We start from the raw sequence: 19,128 nt of genomic DNA on the forward strand, positions 1-19,128 counted from the left end.
GAAAACCTCCTTATTTTGCGCGGGCGCCCACGGCCAGAAGAATGTTGGCAAGGCTGAGCAGCGCGACCACGATCGCAGACAGCGCCAGGCCTTGCGGCACCACGGCATATGCATCCCGGCTATGCACGAAAGCGTTGATGATGGCGAAAACGATGGCCAACAGATTCAGCCAGAAATGGAGTTTGACCAATGAGCCCAGCAGCCGGCCGCTGCCGAACCATACCTGCACCAGGTTAATCAGCCGGGGGATAATGGCAAAAATCAGGCCGATGGCAATCAGCCAGCTGGCGCCATTAACCCACGGAATATTCGCCGTGCAGGCATAGATGATGTCGAAAATCAGCGCCGCAGTGAAAAATCCGTAGGGTATCGGGTTGAGCCATTCATAGACGGCCACCGCGACCGCTGAAGGCCTTGCTGTCGTTTGCGTGGTCATTCAGGTATCTCCATGAAAAATGATAGGTAAAGGGCGTTGCTCCCTTAAAAGCTTTGTTCAGTTTCACCGAATTTAACAATTTTAATTCTCATATTTAGCATGCGATGTTAAAAATGAAGGCGTAGCAGCCGTATTATCAATAGGTTAGGGAGAGAGAGGAGAGGGAATGCGCATCGGGCGAGAGAATGACACCACAACGGTTGGCCAGCATCACGGGAGTGGATTGACGTGACGAGGTAACTTCATCGGGTTTTATATGCCAATGAGGCCCGTTTTTTGGGTTCACTTTGAACACATCTGCAGGTAAATGGGTGCCAGATCTTTCCAGATTTCACGTAGCGCGATCGGTCGAGTATGCTCTTTCACGGGGTAGTTGGTAATTTTTGCGTTTTGGAATTACACTTCTCTGGATTTTGCTCAATGAATTACCGCATGACTTATTTTTTGAACACCGATTTACATCAGGAGTGGCATTAATGTTTGATTCCAGGAGAGGTTTTTTGCGACACACCTCCATGAGACGGATTTTTTATTATCATTATAAAAAGAGCAATAGTGTCACTACCTTGTTGATGATTCACGGATTTGCCGAAGCCTCTTTTATTTGGGAGAAAACCGCGCAGGAGGTGGCGCAAAAATTCAACTGTGATGTTATTGCCATCGATCTCAGTGGCCACGGCCGCTCGGATTGGCGAGATGATGGCCTGTATAATACCGTGACCTATGCTGATGATGTCGAATTTGTTATAAATGAGTTGAGTATTAACTCCTTTATTTTAATCGGGCACTCGATGGGTGGGCGAATTGCCAATGAATTAGTGAAAAGAAAGGTACCTGGAGTATGCGGAATGATTATGGTGGATTTCTGTCCCGATACTCGTGGGGGCAGACCATTAAATCACGTTGTGAACAACTTCGAAAGATCGGTAGCAAGATCGTGGTCCATTGATGAATATGCTGAGTTTATCAGCAAAACCAGGCCGCTAATGCCGAGAGAAGACCTTAAATGGTTGGCGGGTGAGTTATTGACTAAAATGAACGGCAGCTATTTTTTTCATGCAGACTCTCGCATTATAAATTACAGCTCAAATTACAACCCCGCTAAGAAAACAGCTGAGCAGACGTTTTCAATTCCTATTGCAATAATCAGGGGGCGTTACTCTTCGTTTGTTAGTGAACAGCAGGCAAAAGACTATCTTCACGAGATTAAACTCTCGAAATATTACAGCGTGGCTAATTCAGGGCATGGTTTGGTGATTGAAAACAACAGCGGATTCAATATGGCGCTCTATGATTTCATGAAGATGATCCCCGGTGTCGAGCGGTTGGCTTGATGGAGTGAAGCGCACTGCAGCGCGCTCACGGCCGACTTAGGCTGCGGCCAGATGTTCTGGTGAGTGCGTTTTCTTCGCATTTTCGCTTAATTTTTATTTTATCTCATCCGTTGTTTTATTCAAATTTCTAATGGATACTGTTTACTCTGCTTGATGACGTCAGTCGGGCGTCAATCAATGAAATCATTTGCAGTAAAAATCATCATTCGGAGCCAAAAGCGAACCTGTTACCTATACGGGGTGAATGTCGTGGTCCAGAGAATCTCTGTTGATTTTTAATTGAGGTGTTTCAAGCATGCCCAGCGAAAATGAATATGTAAAGGTGACATTATACATCGCATTGCTTTTGAGTGTGCCTGGCCCAACGAATACATTACTGTTGTGTGCAGGTTATACGCAGGGTTTTGTAAAAAGTTTGCGGCTGATCTTATCGGAATGGCTGGGGTATTTCCTGGCGGTGACGGCGTGGGGAATGTTTTTTACCTATCTGGCGCAGCATGGCAACCCGGCATTAACCATCATTAAGTTAATGTCAGAATTTTACGCGGCTTATTTAGCGGTGAAGGTGTGGCGATTTTCTCTCCATCAGGTGAGAGGCAATGTCACTTTCGCTACGGTATTTATTACCACGATGCTTAACCCAAAGGCCTTTTTATTTGCGGATTCCATCATTCCGCCATCGGCTTTTCTGTATCAAGACAGTTACTTTCATTCAATGCTCTGCTTGTTATTGGCATTGCTGCCCGTTTCTCTCCTGTGGACCTATTCAGGTACTCTGATTAACTTCCGTGAGAACTCAAGTTACAAATTGAAACCCGTTCTGTTTTATCGCAGCGCCTCGCTGGTTATCTCGCTCTTTGCCGCATCGATGTTTTACAAATCGATATTAATGATGTTATAGCGCTGGCTCGGCCGGATTAAACAGGGGCCACATGCGCTAATTGCCAAATAGCCTGTCGATGTTTTGTCTGACTTCCGGTTGGAAAAAGGTCTTCTCATGCATGAGCACCTCTTGCGCGGTATAGGTCGACAACTGGGCACGCAGGTGTTGGGTAAGATGAGCTTTTAAAGTGATCAGTGACAACCGCGGCTTTTTTACCAGATCCCTGGCGATGGACAAGGCCGCCGCCGCGACGTCTGCCCGAGGATAAACGGGGAAGGGGACGCCGCGCTGCCTCAACGCCTCGCCGCGATAGTTATTGCCCAACATCAACATCTCATGCCCTAACGCCAGCCCCAGTTTCTCCGGCACGATCAGGGTTCCTCCCATGCCGGGTGTAAAGCCGTACTTCATAAAATTGGCGGTATAAATACTTTCCTTACTCATAATCACAAAGTCGGCAAATAGCCCCATCACCAGCCCACCTCCCACGGCATGTCCCTGCATCGCGGAAATGACCGGGATAGGGCACTCGAGGGGCAGACTGTAGATGTTGGTATCCGTGAACTTTCCTTTCCCTGCCTGTAAGGCGAACAGGTCTTCCTGCGTTCCCCCGGTGGCGAAGTAGTTATCGTAGCCAGTAAGAATGACGGCTTTGTAGCGCTCTGCCGATTCAATCTGTTTGAATGCCAGGATCAACGCGTCGACCAAGGCGCGTGAAAAGGTGTTCTTATAGGCCCGATCCTGCATGCGTATGTGGGCGATCCCCGGTTCTATTTCCTGAAAATCGATGACGTCTGTCGACATGTCTAAGCCTCCCAAGGGTACTTGCCCGTTTGGATATAACGGGTGATTTTATCGATGTTGTCCCGATCTGAAAAAATCTCCACATTCATCGCCAGCGCCGTGGCTTTCTGATCGCTAACACGCGTATCAAGTTCCGCCAGATAGGATTTGTAACGTACGATGGCCTGCTTTGATAAGCAGCTAAGCCGCTGTATGTGTTTTTTAAGGAGCAGGTCGCTGTTGTCGCCATAATCGTCAACCAATCCCCAGCGGTGGGCCTGTTCCGCCGACACCGGCTTGGTCATTAACGTCATATAATGCGCTTTTTGTTTTCCTATCTTGTTGATTAAGAAGGGGAGCACACAGGCAGGCAGCAAGCCGAACAGCATTTCAGACAGGCTGAACAGGGCCTGACTATCGGCAATGACGATATCGCTGGCGGCAACGAAACCTAATCCGCCCGCGTTGGCTTTGCCTTTGACATGGGCAAGGCTGATGTAAGGCCCGTTCATCATATCCTGCCAGACAGAATAAAGGATCTCCGGATCCTGGGGGCGGCCGCCGCTGCCGTTACCGGCGATGTTGCCTCGCTCGATGGCCTGTAAATCTGCGCCAAAGCAAAAGACCTCCGGCAAACCCTCAACGACTAATATGTTGATGCGATCGCGGAACTCACGGATGGCCGCCCGGCATTCGATGGCAAATGCCTCATTGATCGTATTGCTGGCTTCAGGCCGGTATATTTGCAGATACAGTACCGACCCTTCCTGCCGCAGTCGTAGCGTTTGATAAGATGACATGGTTAAACCCATTCATATTCACGGTGAAACTTGTTGATGCGTTTCAGGACCAGGCGCTGCGGCTCCCGCGAACCTGACAGGATTTGCGGGAAGAGGTTCAGATCCAGTTCGACGTCTTTGGTGCCGAAGCTGACGCGTTGGTTGCTGTAAAGCAAGGCGTCATACTCACCCATGCTCAGTTCACGGCGGCCATCAAGGTGAGCGCCGACGTTCATTTGTCTGACGCGCCGCGCGCTTTCAGGCGTCACGACGCCGCTGAAAAACTCGGAGCAACACCCCGAACCGTAAGAGAAACATCCGATGCGCTGCGGGGATTGAATATCGGCATTCGCCAACGTACTGAGTAGCGAAAGCGCTAGCGTCGCCCCCATAATATTGCCGACGCGCTGGCAATAATTTAAGCCAGGAGTGACCCGACGGGTAAAGTCGGCTTCAATATCCTGCGGGGCGGCGCGAACCCGTTTGCGCATCATATTGCGATGAGCGCCTTTGACCATTCCGCCGAAGGGCGTGTGGAATGCCAGATAGCCAAAAGTGTTGACATAGTCGATGTCGGCGGTGCGTTTCTCGTACTCCTGATAGGCTTTTTCGCAGCATTCCAGGTAGGCCAATAATGACAGATCCGAGTCCCCGGTTTCCTTATCAGGAAGGGGTCTGCAGGTGTCCATCACCTCATAGCCGTAATAACCATTTGCCCCGACGTCGATTTGGAAAACATGGGGGCTGTCGCTAACCAGCATGGCGACAGCGCCAGAACCGCCGCTCGGCTCGGCAAAAGACCAGTCCTGACTGGTGTGTTCAACGTTTTCCTCCTCCAGGATAAAACGTGTCATATCGGTCGCGATAACGAGCGCCTTACTGCCCGGAGATGTCTGGGAAAGGATGGTATTGATCGCCATTTGCAAGCCGGCGACGCCGGAATAGCAGGCCGTTTTCAGCTCGAACAAGCGGCAATTTCGCTTCAATCCCAGATAATGATGCACATAGGTACTGATCGACTTGCCGAAGTCGATGCCTGACTCAGTACAGGTGATCAGCAGCTCAATGCTATTTTTTTCTGCATCGCTCAGCGCATCCAGAATCGGTTTGGCGGCATTGACGGCAAAGCTGACGGGATCTTCGCAAGGCAAACTGACCGTTTTCTGCTTCATCAACAGGTTGTCGAAGCGTGATATATCCAGCTGACGGTGCTGAGCCAGATCCCTGACATTGATATAGCTTGAGCCGCAAAAGGCGTTAATCGCTTCAATTCCGACGGAAATCATAATGTCCCTTATCGCGAGATTACATGGGAAGTGTGCCGCTATTGGCTGACATGCTCCAAAACAACACAGGTATTAATACCGCCGAAGCCGAAGGCGTTGTTCAACGCGACGGTGATCGGCTGGCTTTGGGCCTGTTGCCCGACAAAACGGCATTCCTTGTCGATGGGGTTTTCCAGATTCACGTTCGGATGCAGGAAACGCGCTTTCATCTGTATCAGCGTGGCCGCCGCTTCCACGGCCGCGGCGGCATACAGGCAATGTCCCGTAAGACTTTTGGTGGCGTTAAGCCAAATCTGTCGATGATGGGGGCCAAAAGCGTGCTTGATGGCGGCGATTTCAGTTTCATCGCCCTGCAATGAACTGGTGCCATGGGTATTGATATAGCTGACGGAATCATAAGGCCGTTTGGCCGCTTCCAGCGCTTGTCTCATTACGCGTGATTCGCCTTCCCAGCTTGGGTTGCTGCCGCGATTGGCATCCAGGCAGAGGCTGCCGCCAAGCACGCGTCCCCAAATAGGCGCATGGCGTTCGTTGGCGCTTTGCTCATTTTCCAGCAACAAGCAGGCGCAGCCCTGACCGTAGACAAAGCCCTGACGATCGCGATCAAAAGGGCGGCAAAGCCGCGCCGGATCGGAAGTGGCGCCGTCAGTCAGCAGGGCGCCGCTGCTTTTGAACGCCTGTATTTCTGGCGGTGATAAATCCGCCATCGCGCCGACCACCAGACAGGCCTGGACGGTTCCCGAAGCGACTTGCCGGTAGGCGTGGAGCAGGCCGACGTTGCCGCTGGCGGAGGCTCCGCCGACGGTATAGCCTTCTGCACGAAGGGTTAACAGTTCGCTAAGCAGCCCCAGTTGATGGGTGTCCATAAAGCACAGCGCATGGCTGGCGGGAACAAACTCGGGGCGCTCGGCATAGGACTGGCGGATTTGATATTGATATTTTTGCTCGATGTTATGGCCGGCAATGATGACGCCTCTTTGTTCGGGAGGATAGGGACATCCGTCGGCAAAGGCATCATGCCAGGCTTCCAGCGCGGTGGCGAGCGATAAACAGGCGCTGAGCGGCGCTTTGGCCCCCAGGCGCAGCGCATTTTTAAGCGTTTCCTGCGTGAGCGGTAAAGATGACAGTGCGGTTTTGTAACTGTAGTCCGCCAGGCTGGCTTTGATGGCGGGAAACGCATTGGCATGACATTGGATGCCGCTGATCCCCGCTTTCAGGGACTGGGTAAAGGCGGGTACGCCAATTCCATTGGCGGCCGAAACGCCTAAGCCGGTCACAACGACATGGTTCTTCATACGCCCCCTGTATAAATTTACTGAATGAACGTTTTTTCAACAGAGCAGCATAGGTAAAGCATTACTGCGTTTTGGCGTGCAGGAAGCTGACTAGCTCACCGATGTTTTTTAGAGAGGCGGCTTCATGAAGAGGGAATATGATATCAATGGCTTCCATGCTGGAGAGAAGAATATCCGCACGGTCAATCGAGTTGGCCCCCAAATCTTTCATGCTATGTTCTGGGGTAATATCGCCGGCATCCAGGTGCGGTAAGGTTTCCAATAAGTTATTTACGATAACGTTGAATATCTCTTCTTTACTCTTTGGGCGCATACGCTGCTCCTGTTTGTATGGGTGAGCAAGGCTTCAAATGGCATTGAATAAAGTTTTGTAATTTGAATGCCGGATAAAACCACCCAGGTTAATCATCCTTTGATAATTAAACCTGAACGGTTATCCGGTTGTTTTCTATGAAGGTCGAGAGGGTGGTGACTATCGACAATCATGAGATTCGTTTAACCTTCAACTTTGTGGTCAATTTTATAGCAGGGCAAATAAAGCAGTGTCAAACAGTATTTATCAATTTTTTTACAGTTTCATCACTCGAGATGTGCACGTTTTTTATCCGGTCGTCTGTGCCCAGGCAGCGCAAGGTTGCTGCGCCTCCAGCCATAAGAGGGCTAACTGTGCTCACCAAATCACCAGGGAATGCGCCCGCAAGTACAGATAGCGAGAACATCCGCTATCACGATTTTCACTGCGCACTTCTTGGTGGGCGCTTTATCAAATGCTGTGCGAATCAGGTGTATGGGGTTGAATGGTTGTTTCTCCATTGAACGAAAATAATCTCAACACATTGATATCAATAAAATTAAAAGATTTATGATTGCGATGGTTGACCTTGCGCCGAGCCGTGCGGATATACCTGAAGCCTGTCGTTTTTTGTTCTCTGCAGGCGACTTTAGGCGCGGCGGGTGTCACACTTCGCCTGGCCGGAGTAGACCGTGGTTATCCCAGCCAAGGCCATCGTCCTGTTCACTTTACCGCCTGAGGCACTGACGCCTGCACCTTTGCGGCATCCGACAGGCTTGCTTATGATTGTTAAAATTGCTTTAACTGTTACCTTGCTGTTTTTGTTAAGAAAAACTGATTAAATATTAATAGTGAAATCAATAGAAATATTTTGAAATGGTTTTTCCTTGAGTGCTCAATGTGTCATTTAAAGTTTTGGTTATAGTTGTTTGACTCTGAATATATTGAAATTGAATCTTACGTAAAGCAGCCATCGGCAGTTAACCAGGTTATTCATCCATATTGGTGAAGGGGTCGTGATGTCGGCGTACACATTAAGTGACCGTAGTCTTATTGTTTCCGGGCATGTGGTGTTGAATGAGCCTATTCTACCCGCGATGGGATATGTCCATTTTGTTGCGGCCTCATTATTGAATAATAATAACGCTAATAATGTTGAATCAATTTATCCGGTGCGGATAAAAAATGCCGTCTGGTTCTCACCTATCGTTGCGGGTCATGACTCCTGCGAGGTCAATATTGTTTTTGACGATGAAGAGGGGGAGAAAACTTACTGGGTCACGTCAAAGGTGCCGGGTAAGGCGACCCAGCGTCATGCGACAGGTATCGTCTCATCCGATGATAACGTTGCCGCAGGCGGCACCCACACCGTATTTCCTCGCCCCGATGTCGCCGCGCAGACCTTCACCCACCGGTTGGATCGCGATGACATTTACCGGCAATTTCTGTCTACCGGCATCGATTACCGGGGGAATTTTCAGTGTCTGCAGGCGCTGCACTGCAATCAGACGCTGTTTTGGGGGCAGATCTTGGCGGATGAAGAGAGTCTGACCGACCTTCCTTCTCCCTACATCCTCGACGCCGCGATCCAAACGGTTTTGCTTGGTGCCAGAAAGGCCCGAAGCCATGACCATCCCGAACAGGTTTATGTCCCTTTTTCGCTGGACAATATATTGATTTACAAGCCATTAGCATCAAAGTGCGATGTGTTTGCCGTTCCAAGGCAGACGTCATCCTCCGCGCCTGAACAGGGGGTTTTCGACGTGCTTGTCGTGTGTGAGTCGGGGGACATCGTGGTGGAAATGAAAGGTTTGCATGTACGGCCATACCATAATGCCGGGAGGGGCACAAAGATGGAAAAAAGCACACGACTTGGCGACAAGGCAGCGGATGCGGGGCAAACGTGGGCCATTGCCGCTACCTTCACTGCGGAACCGATCGTTGAACCGCTGCAGGCCTGGTTCGCTCAACTGGGCTGGAATGATCGCGTCAAGTTCGCGCCATACAAACAGGTTTATCAGGAGCTACTCAGCCCACAGAGTTTGCTGGCGGCAAACGGTGAAGGCGTAAACGCGATTATGTGCCGATTAGAGGATCTGATCGCCAACGATGCGGCAGCGTCCGGCTCTGGGAAAAGTGAACGTCCCCAGGTTTCGTTGGCGCAAATCAATCAGCATTTGACCGACTGTGAGCGTTTTGTCCTGCCTAACGGCATGGAGATCGCGCATCTGAAACCTTATGAGACCCGCTATCTGTACGAAGAAATTTTCGTAGAGAAAACATACGTGAAACACGGCATTTCCTTTGCCCCAGGGAATGTGGTCGTCGATATTGGTGGCAACATCGGCATGTTCTCTCTGTTTGCTACGACCCAATGCCCTGATTTACGTATTTTTTCTTGTGAACCTTCACCGATTTCTCACGCCGTTCTGCAAAAGAACCTCGCACTCTATGCGCCTGAGGCGAAAGCGCTGCAGGTGGGCATTGCCGACAAGGACGGCGAGGCCGAATTCGTGTTTTATCCCAATTCCTCGGTTTGGTCAGGGTTCCATACCGACGAAGCGGAAGACGGCGAAGCGCTGAAAAAATCCATGGAAAATGAAGTGGCCAAGCATCTCGGCGAGATGGATAGCGAGGTCATTCGCGAGCATTTGGATGCCATGATCGGCGAACGTCTGCAAAAGCAAACCTATCAGGTGCAGATGCGCTCATTGGCCAGCATTATGCGAGAGCATCACATCGAGACTATCGATCTGCTGAAAGTCGATGCGGAAAAATGTGAATGGGACATCTTAAGCAGCATTGCCGATGAGGTTTGGCCGAATATCCGTCAGATTGTGGTTGAGGTTCATGATAAAGAAGGCGTGACGGCGGAAAAAATCGCCCGGCTGCTGCGCGACAAAGGGTATGAACTGGCGGTGGTGGAAGAGGACATGCTCAAATCTTCGGGGCTCGCCAATTTTTACGCCAGACGCCCGGCGGTGCAGGCCGGCGATGAATCGCGCTTATCCCGCTTTGAACAAGGGATCTGCAACAACTTTAAAGATCTGCTGACCCTGATCGGTCAACAGCCGCCTCGCCGTCATGCCCCGACGCTCTTCGTGCTTTGTCCGCCTTCTCCCGCCATGAGCGCGCAATTTTCCGCCGCTTTGTTAGCGCAAACCGCTCAGATGATGCAGCAGATATTGGGCGATAGGGCGGATATGAGCTGCATTGACCTGAGCCGCGAGCTGCAGGCTTATGCCGTTACCGAATATCACGATGCCGTTCGAGATGAAATGGGGCATATCCCTTATACCCCTGCATTTTTCGAGATGGCCGCCTCAGTGCTGGTGCGCCATATTCATGCCAGCCGGCGCCCGCCTTATAAAGTGATCGCTCTGGACTGCGACAACACCTTGTGGTCTGGCGTCGTGGGTGAACAGGGGGCTGGCGATGTCCTTATTGATGCGAATTTCCGCGCATTGCAACAGTTCATGCTGCGCCAAAAACAGCAGGGCATGTTGTTATGCCTGGTGAGCAAGAATAACCATGAGGATGTAAAGCGGGTCTTTGACAGCCGTGACGATATGGTTTTGCAGTGGGATGATTTTGTCGATGTGCAAATCAACTGGAACGCAAAATCCGACAATTTGCAACGCCTGGCAAAAACGCTGAATCTGGGGTTGGACAGCTTCATTTTTCTTGATGACAGCCCGATGGAATGCGCCGAGGTTGCTGCACGTTGCCCGCAGGTGCTCAGTCTGCGATTGCCGGAAAATCACGATGCGATCCCTGGGTTCATGGCGCATGTCTGGGCCTTTGACCAGGTGTGTCGCACGACGGATGAAGATGCCAAACGCACCCACCTCTATCAGGAGCAAGTCCGGCGTGAAGCGTTCCGCCAGAGCGCATTCAGCATGGAGGCGTTTATTCGCGGGCTTGACCTTGCCGTCACCCTCCAGCCGGCGACGTCGGATCAGGCGGAAAGACTGTCTCAATTGACGCACCGCACCAATCAGTTCAACTTCGTCAAAAGACCACACTCCGTCGGCGATATTCTGTCCCGCATTCAACAGCCGGAACAGGGGTGTTGGAGCATCCGTGTTTCCGACCGTTTTGGTGACTATGGCCTCTGCGGGCTGTGTTTGTTTTCCGAGCACGAACACCGGTTATCCGTCGATGGGCTATTGCTTAGTTGCCGCGTGCTGGGGCGCGGCGTTGAATATCAGGTGTTGAATGCGTTGGGGCGAACCGCGCTGGAGCGGAAGAAAGAAACCGTCGCCATCCACTTTGCGGCCAGTGATAAAAACCAACCGGCGCACAACTTCCTGTGCAGTATTACGCAATTGACGCCGGAATCGTCCGGAGCGTGGGCATACACCGCGCCAGCCGGCACCTTAGCCGAGCTGGCGTTTGCGCCGTCGTCTCAAACGATTGATTCACCGCGCGACAGTACGCCTGCCGCGCAGGATACCGACGTGTTACCGCGCGGGCGGTCAAACGATACGCTTCTGATGCAACGGATCGCCGAGCACCACGGGCAGCTTGCGGCGCCGCGATCCGAACCCATGACGCCGCACCCGACGGCGCCGGCGGCCCTCGCCCGGCCAGATGATATCGACAGCGATGCCATTTCGCATTTTATCGATGCTGCCATCGAGAAGAGTTTGCACGAATGCCTGAAGGCAAAGGTGGACATCGACGAGACGAAAGCCTTTTCCGAGTATGGCATTGACTCCTTTGCCGCCATTAACCTGGCCGTAAAGCTGAACGCCGCGTTTTCGATCAAGCTGCCCGGCACCGTGCTCTTCGACTATGGCTGTGTCAGCGATTTGCGCCGCTATCTGCTGGCAAACTATCGGCATGAGGTTGCGGCGCGTATGCAGCCGGCGCAACGGCAAGATGCCGCCTCGGCCGGCAATGCGGCGCCTCGCGCCGAAACGCCGCCGCCGAGCCCGCGCCGTGAGCAGGCGGCGGAAGCCGACAAGCGCGAACACGATGGTGATATCGCCGTCATCGGCATGTCTGCGCGTTTCCCCGGCATGGCGAACGTTGACGAATTCTGGGCGATGCTATTGGCCAGCGGCGACTGCATTTCCGAAGTGCCGGCAGACCGTTGGGACATTGCGGCCTATTACGACGAGGATCGCTCGAAGCCAAATAAAACCTATGGTCGCTGGGGCGGCTTTATCGAACATATCGATAAGTTTGATGCCTCGTTCTTCGGTATTTCCGGCAAAGAGGCCAAACAAATGGATCCTCAGCAACGCCTGTTCCTGCAGGAAAGTTGGCATGCGCTGGAGGATGCCGGGTATGCCAACCGGGACATCAAAAACAAGAGGTGGGGCGTTTATGTCGGCGCGGATGCCGGCGATTATCACGCCAATCTGTTGCGCCACGGCGTTCCGCTCGACGGCTCTTCGTTCATGGGGAACGACGCGTCGATTCTGGCGGCGCGCATTGCTTACTTTATGGATATGAAAGGCCCGGCGATGGCGATAGATACCGCGTCTTCATCGTCGCTGGCCGCGGTGCATTTGGCTTGTGAAAGCCTCAGAAGCGGCGCCGTCGACATGGCGATCGCCGGCGGCGTTTCAATTCATACCACCGTAAACTTCCATATTTTGTGCGCGAAAGCCGGCATGTTGTCGGCCGATGGGCGCTGTAAGCCTTTCGATCATCGGGCCGACGGTTTTGTCCCGGGAGAGGCGGTCGGCGTCGTGGTGCTGAAGCGTCTGCAGGACGCCATTAAGGACAAAGATCCTATTTATAGCGTCATCAAAGGTTCCGCGATGAATCAGGATGGCAAAACGAACGGGATCACGGCGCCGAGCAGCCGTTCGCAGACCGAGTTGATTTGCCAGGTTTATGATGAGCTGAAGCTCAGCGCCGATGAGTTGACCTATATTGAGGCCCACGGCACCGGCACCAAGTTGGGCGATCCGATTGAGATCACCGCTTTGACGGATGCCTTCCGCCGACAGACCCAGCGCACCGGTTTTTGCGCCATCGGCTCGGTAAAAAGCAACATCGGCCATTGTGTCCATGCGTCCGGGGTCAGTGCGTTGATCAAACTGCTGCTGTCTTTCAAACATCGCACATTGCCGCCCAGCGCCAACTATGACCAACCGAATCCGCTGATCCCGTTTGAAGAAACGCCTTTTGTCGTCAATACCCGGGTGCAGGATTGGCGGCCGAACGTGCAGGGCAAACGGATCGCCGCGGTGAGCTCATTCGGTTTTAGTGGCACCAATGTGCACATGGTTCTTGAAGAGTTCCGCGCGGCGAACGGCGAAGGGGGGCCGGCACAGCCGGTTGATGCGTGGGATGCCGAGCCCGCCTTACTGCTGCTTTCTGCCCGAAGCGACGCGCAATTGCGCATCCTGGCTCAACAATTGAAAGCCTATCTTCAGCAACATGCGCCTCTGACGCTCGGCGAGATAAAGGACATCGCTTATACCTTGCAACTGGGCCGGGAGTCTCTCAGCCATCGCCTGGCGATCGTCGGAAAAAGCGAGTCTGAGATGATCTCGGGGCTGGAAGATTATCTCCACCGGAATGCGTTGGCTCAACGTTACCTTACCGCCGCCGTGGCGCAAGGTGAGCGGAATAAGGGCAACAGCGCGCGGCAACAGACGGAAATCGACGGCGCCATTCAGCAGCGGGATTTGCGTGGGCTGGCCGGACAATGGCTGGAAGGCCGGCAGGTTGACTGGTCCTCATGGTATCCGAGCGCGCGCCAACGCGTCGCCAATCTGCCGCGTTATCCTTTTGAACAAGAGCGGTACTGGTTGCCGGAACACCCGGCTCACATCATGCCACAGGCCGTGGACGGCGGGGCGACGCCGATCGCCGATGTCCTGCCGTCTCCCTTACCCTCGCCTGAAAGCGCGCCGGGCAAACGCGTGCTGGCGGCCCTGCAAACCTTCCAGCCTGCGGATGTGCAGGCGCAAAGCGCCTCTGACCTCCCGTTGACGGATGAAGGCCAGGGCATATTTTCGCTGCACCTGCGTGGCGCCGACGGGGTTTCCTCCCGCGATCTTGCCCGCGTGTTGACGGCGTTAAAAAACCGCGCGGACATCAACGTTCTCTTGCTCTGCGGTGATGAGCACGGCTTCCTCGCCGATCTTGCGCAGGACGAAGCACTGTTTTTACAGCAGGGGCTGTATCGCACCGTGCTGACGATGCCGTTTCCGGTGATCGCCGCCGTGCCCGGCGGCTGCAACGGTTATGCCTGGTTGCTCGCCTGCCTGTGCGATTTTACCGTTTTAAGCGCGACGGCTCGCTATCACTATGCCGGCGGCGGTCAGCAGGTCTCGCAGCAGTTGTATCACCTCCTGAGCGAGCGTTTTACGCCCGCCGCCGCCAAGGCATTGCTGACCGACCCGCAGCCGATGGAAGGGCGGCAGTTGAAAGCGTTGGGGATACTGATGCCTGTTTTCCCGGCGGCGGACGTCGCCGGGGAAAGCCTGAAACTGGCGCGGGAGTTGGCCCGCGCGCCCAGAGAGGCGCTTGTTCAATTGAAGCGGCATTTGGCGGCCGCGCAGATTCAACGATCTGTTGCGTTGGCAGAGCGCCCGGTCGACTTTGCCGGCGTCGAGATGCCTGCGCCAACGTTGCTGCCGGAAAACGGGGTGCAGGCGTTCGAAAATGGCCTCTTGCCGGCGCCGTCAGGCCGGCCGCGCAAAGTGGCGCTCACTTCCGCAGCGATCGAGGCGGAGGTTTATGACAATGGCGTGCTGTTGGTCCGGCTATGCGAACGTGACAGCCGTAATAAATTTTCGAAAGCCTTCGTGGCCGGTTTTGAAGAGATCTTTGCACATATTCGCCAAAATCAACGCTATAAGGTGGTGGTGCTAACCGGCTATGACCACTATTTTGCCAGCGGCGGCACGATGGAGACGCTGCAGGCGATCCAGAGAGGTGAAGCGAAATTCACCGACGAGAAAATCTTTGCCCTGCCGCTCGAATGCGACATTCCGGTCATTGCCGCGATGCAAGGGCATGGTATTGGTCCGGGGTGGGCCGTCGGCATGTTTTGCGATGAGGCGATCTTCAGCCTGGAAAGCGTCTATTACAGCCCTTATATGCGTTACGGCTTCACTCCGGGCGCCGGGGCGACGCTGATACTTCCGAGCCGTTTGGGGCTCGATCTCGCCCGGGAAGTGCTGTTTACCGCCAACGAGTATAAAGGGTATGAACTTCATGCCCGCGGGCTAAAAAACCCGGTGCTTGAACGCGCTCGGGTGTTGCCGTTTGCGCTGGCCGTCGCCAATGCGCTCGCCCTGCAGCCGCGGGCAGAGCTGGTTGCGGCGAAGACACAACGCTCGCAGCGTCTTCGAGATCAAGTCGAGGCGAACTACGAGCGGGAGCTGCAGATGCATGAACGGACTTTCGTCGGCAATCAAGAGGTGCTGTCCCGCATCCAGCAACATTTCAATCCGGGTGCGCTCGGTCACCAGGCGCAGGAACAAACCAACCGGCAGCAAGACGCGGCGCCGTTGAGGGTGAATGAACCGCATGCGGCGGTGTCTGGGCAGCCTACGCAAGACGCTCCTCAGGCGTTGTTTGATCGCGTTTATATTCTCTTGCGGCGGATGCTGAGCGAAGAGTTGCAAATCAACGTCGAACACGTTGAAAGCGAGCAGCCTTTTGTCGATCTGGGTCTGGATTCGATCACCGGCGTCACCTGGGTGAGAAAGGTCAATGCGGAATACGGGCTGGCGCTCAATGCCGCCGACATCTACAGCTATCCCAATCTGAAACTCTTCACCGCGTGGGTGATTGACAAAGCGGGCCTCAATGCCGCGCCTGAACCTACAGCCGTTGCAGCGAATGCGTCCGAGAACGTCTCGCCGCCGCAGGCCGCGATGGCCGATCGCGCCAACGACAGGGTAACGCCGTCGGCAAGCGTGTTGGCATTTTTAAGCCAAACGCTGTCTCAAGAGCTGCAAATCAAACCGCAGGCGATCGATCCCGACATCGCTTTCGTCGATCTGGGCCTGGATTCGATCACCGGCGTTACCTGGATAAGAAAGATCAATCAACACTTCGGTCTGGCGCTGAATGCGGCGGAAATATACGGCCATCCGACGTTGCAATCCTTCGCCGCGCTGATTCAGCGTGGTGTCGGGCCAGCCCTCGCTGCCGCAACGCCGCTCAGTCAGGCGGAAACGGCGGATAACCGCGCGGAACTGGAGATGCCGATACCGGCCGCCACACACCGGCATCCGTCGGAGGAGCAACGCGTCCAGAGCGCCCGCGCCCCGGCGCGGCAGCCCGCTTCATGTCAGGCGATTGCCGTCGTCGGTATGTCCGGCCAGTTCCCGAAAGCGAAGAATCTACAGCAGTTCTGGGAGAATCTGCGCGCCGGCGCCGACTGCATTTCAGAAGTCCCGGCTGAACGCTGGCCGGTCGCGTCCTTCTTTGATCCTGACCGCCAAACGCCCGGCAAAACCTACTCCAAGTGGATGGGGGTGTTGGACGATGCCGATAAGTTTGATCCGCTGTTCTTTAATATCTCGCCTCGCGAAGCCGAGCTGATGGATCCGCAACAGCGCGTATTTCTTGAAGCCTGTTGGAGCTGCATTGAAGACTCAGGGCAAAACCCCGCCGCGCTGTCCGGCAGCCGATGCGGCGTGTTCGTCGGGTGCGGTGACGGGGATTATGAGGCGCGTTTTGGCATGGCGCTCAATGCGCAAACCTTTATGGGAAATGCCATCTCGATTCTCGCCGCAAGAATCGCCTACCACCTGGATTTGCAAGGGCCGAGCCTGGCAATCGACACCGCCTGTTCATCATCGTTGGTGGCGATCGCCTCTGCCTGCGACAGCCTGGCGTTGGGCAATTGCGATCTGGCTTTGGCCGGCGGGGTTTCGGTGTTGGCCGGCCCAAGCATGCACATCATGACCAGCAAAGCCGGCATGCTGTCGGAAGAGGGACGCTGCTTTACCTTTGATCAGCGCGCCAATGGCTTTGTCCCTGGCGAAGGCGTGGGGGTGGTGTTGTTAAAACGCCTGGAAGATGCGCTCGAGGATCAGGATGAGATCCACGGCGTGATCCGGGGATGGGGGCTGAATCAGGATGGCAAAAGCAATGGCATCACGGCCCCGAATGGCAACGCGCAGTCGCGCCTGGAGCAGGAGGTCTACGCCCGCTTCGACATTGACCCTGAACACATCCAATATGTCGAGACGCACGGCACGGGAACCAAACTGGGCGATCCGGTTGAAGTCGCGGGTTTGAAGCAGAGCTTCGCGCAATTTACCCGCAAAGAGAATTACTGCGCGTTGGGTTCGGTGAAGAGCAATATCGGTCACACCCTAAGAGCCGCCGGCGTCGCCTCGGTGCTGAAGGTGCTATTGGCGATGAAACATCGCCAGATACCACCCATGTTGCATCATCAGACGCTCAATGAACACATTGCGCTGGAGGGGTCGCCTTTTTACGTCAACCGGGAGTTGCGCGACTGGACAGCGGCGCCAGGGCATCGCCGCCAGGCGGCCGTCAGCTCGTTCGGCTTTAGCGGAACCAACGCCCATCTGGTTATTGAACAGTACTCAACGGAGGACGCCCTCGCCACCGAGCGGCCCGCGCCCGGACAACCTGCCGTGCACGATCCGGCGCTGATCGTTTTGTCGGCGAAAAGCGAAGCCCAACTGCGGCAAAGCATCGTCAACCTGTTGGCCCATGTGCGCGAACGGGGGGAGCGGGAGCATGGCGAAGGGGCGAAGACCTACCTTCATTCACTGGCTTATACGCTGCAAACCGGCCGTGAAGCGATGAACGAGCGCTTAGCCTTTGTCGCGCACTCTCTCGATGAGCTGCAACACCGGCTTGCTGCCGCATTGGACGACGAGCAGCAAACCGCCGAGCCGTTCTTCCGGGGGAAAAGCAAGTCGCAGAGCGATGTGGCGTCAATATTCAACGTCGATGAAGATATGCGGGGTCTGGTGCAGTCCTGGGCCGCCAAGGGCAAGTGGGCCAAACTTTTGGAGATATGGGTCAAAGGCGTCAATATCGATTGGGCCGTCCTCCATTTAAACGCCAGCCCCAGAAGAGTTTCTCTGCCGACCTATCCCTTTGCTCGTGAACGCTATTGGGTCGCGTTGCCAACCGCGTCAGCGGATGCTGCCCCGGGCGCAACAACGTCGCCCGCTAAATCACTTCAGGAAACGTTTACCGCGCTGGGCGATTTCTCCGCTTATGGCAACCTGCTGGCGGCAGGCGCAATGTCCGCACAAGACCGGCTGCCGGGATTATGGTTGCTGGAGCAAGCGCTGAGCGCCTGGGCGTCATCCGGCCAGGGCCCGGCGGCAGAGTTGAATTACCTGCTGTGGGGACAACCGGCCTGCGTGCAGGATGCCCTGGATGGCCACATCCAGACCTATTTCTCCCGCGAGGATGACGGGCTCTATTTCCAATGCGTGACCGAGAAAGCGCATAAATCCGTCATTCATCATTTTGGTCAGGTAGCCCTCATCGCCCCCGCCGCTGGCGGAGGCCACGCGCAGGACATACAAGCGTTGGAAGCGCGGTTGAGCGCGCCTCAACACCATCAGGTGACCCAGCAATTCAAACGGGCAATCGATGACAGCGGGCTGCGCAGCCCGGCGGTGGCCGAAAACGTTTGTTTTGACGGCGCGCAGCTGCTGGTGCGGCTCGGCGGCCTGGCGGAGCGGCCGACGCTGCTGACGGCCTGTTGGCAGTTGCTCTCGGCGCTCAATCACCATCGTCACTCGCAAACACCGGCGCAGGGGCAATGGCACCCATTCTCGTTGGACGCGATCGTGACCTATAAGCCGGTGCCCGCGCGAGCGACGGTCTGCATTTCTCCCGCGTCGGCGGAAAAAGAGTCCCTGGTGATCGCCGGCGATCTGCCCGGATATGACCTGAGCGTGTACGACGAGACGGGGGCGCTCTGCATGTGGCTCAGTAACCTGAAAATGGTGAAGGAAGCCGCCTTGCTCACCTTCGAAGCGTCGAACCATGACTGAGACAGCGATTGATTACTGACCGACTAACCGGTACGGCTATGCCGGCCCGTTGAAAGAGGGGA

The 19,128-nt window shown here is 54.6% G+C and carries 10 protein-coding genes; 4 read left to right on the plus strand and 6 right to left on the minus strand.

The genetic code is table 11. The features are described from left to right. Window positions 1–10 precede the first annotated feature (10 nt). Window positions 11–436 (minus strand): DUF2231 domain-containing protein, encoded by a 426-nt coding sequence (locus tag BHU62_RS02300; protein ID WP_073528960.1) that lies wholly within the window; start codon window positions 434–436, stop codon window positions 11–13. A gap of 476 nt (window positions 437–912) precedes the next feature. On the opposite strand from BHU62_RS02300, the gene BHU62_RS02305 reads away from it, so the two are divergent. Further along, on the plus strand, window positions 913–1,770 hold the full coding sequence (locus tag BHU62_RS02305) for an alpha/beta fold hydrolase (protein WP_073528961.1): 858 nt from the start codon (window positions 913–915) through the stop codon (window positions 1,768–1,770). A 295-nt stretch (window positions 1,771–2,065) separates the two neighbouring features. After that, complete coding sequence (locus tag BHU62_RS02310) at window positions 2,066–2,671, plus strand: LysE family translocator (RefSeq protein WP_073528962.1); 606 nt, start codon at window positions 2,066–2,068, stop codon at window positions 2,669–2,671. Between the two features lie 36 nt (window positions 2,672–2,707). On the opposite strand, the gene BHU62_RS02315 is transcribed toward BHU62_RS02310, so the two are convergent. The 5 genes from BHU62_RS02315 to BHU62_RS02335 all read right to left on the minus strand — a co-directional run bounded on the left by BHU62_RS02315 (window position 2,708) and on the right by BHU62_RS02335 (window position 7,109). Beyond that, the gene (locus tag BHU62_RS02315) at window positions 2,708–3,457 is read right to left on the minus strand and encodes a polyketide synthase (RefSeq protein ID WP_073528963.1); all 750 of its coding nucleotides are present in this window, start codon (window positions 3,455–3,457) and stop codon (window positions 2,708–2,710) included. A 2-nt stretch (window positions 3,458–3,459) separates the two neighbouring features. Next, window positions 3,460–4,236 (minus strand): enoyl-CoA hydratase/isomerase, encoded by a 777-nt coding sequence (locus tag BHU62_RS02320; protein ID WP_236720585.1) that lies wholly within the window; start codon window positions 4,234–4,236, stop codon window positions 3,460–3,462. A gap of 2 nt (window positions 4,237–4,238) precedes the next feature. Beyond that, window positions 4,239–5,501: a hydroxymethylglutaryl-CoA synthase family protein gene (locus BHU62_RS02325; protein ID WP_073528965.1), complete on the minus strand. Its 1,263-nt coding sequence runs from the start codon at window positions 5,499–5,501 to the stop codon at window positions 4,239–4,241. A 38-nt stretch (window positions 5,502–5,539) separates the two neighbouring features. Next, a complete protein-coding gene (locus tag BHU62_RS02330) occupies window positions 5,540–6,796 on the minus strand; it encodes a beta-ketoacyl synthase N-terminal-like domain-containing protein (RefSeq protein ID WP_073528966.1) in 1,257 nt (418 codons plus the stop codon). 61 nt (window positions 6,797–6,857) lie between these two features. Continuing rightward, entirely contained in the window at window positions 6,858–7,109 is a 252-nt protein-coding gene (locus BHU62_RS02335; protein ID WP_073528967.1) for an acyl carrier protein, read from the minus strand. A gap of 671 nt (window positions 7,110–7,780) precedes the next feature. Here BHU62_RS02335 and BHU62_RS25175 point away from each other — a divergent pair. Together BHU62_RS25175 and BHU62_RS02340 are read left to right on the plus strand one after the other, a co-directional pair. Then, window positions 7,781–7,930 carry a hypothetical protein gene (locus BHU62_RS25175; protein WP_171971285.1) on the plus strand — a complete coding sequence of 50 codons (150 nt, stop codon included), beginning with the start codon at window positions 7,781–7,783 and terminating at the stop codon, window positions 7,928–7,930. 177 nt (window positions 7,931–8,107) lie between these two features. Next, entirely contained in the window at window positions 8,108–19,066 is a 10,959-nt protein-coding gene (locus BHU62_RS02340) for an FkbM family methyltransferase (RefSeq protein WP_073528968.1), read from the plus strand. The last annotated feature ends 62 nt before the right edge of the window (window positions 19,067–19,128 follow it).

The sequence above is a fragment of the Serratia marcescens genome, assembly GCF_001902635.1.
Lineage (GTDB): Bacteria > Pseudomonadota > Gammaproteobacteria > Enterobacterales > Enterobacteriaceae > Serratia > Serratia marcescens_F.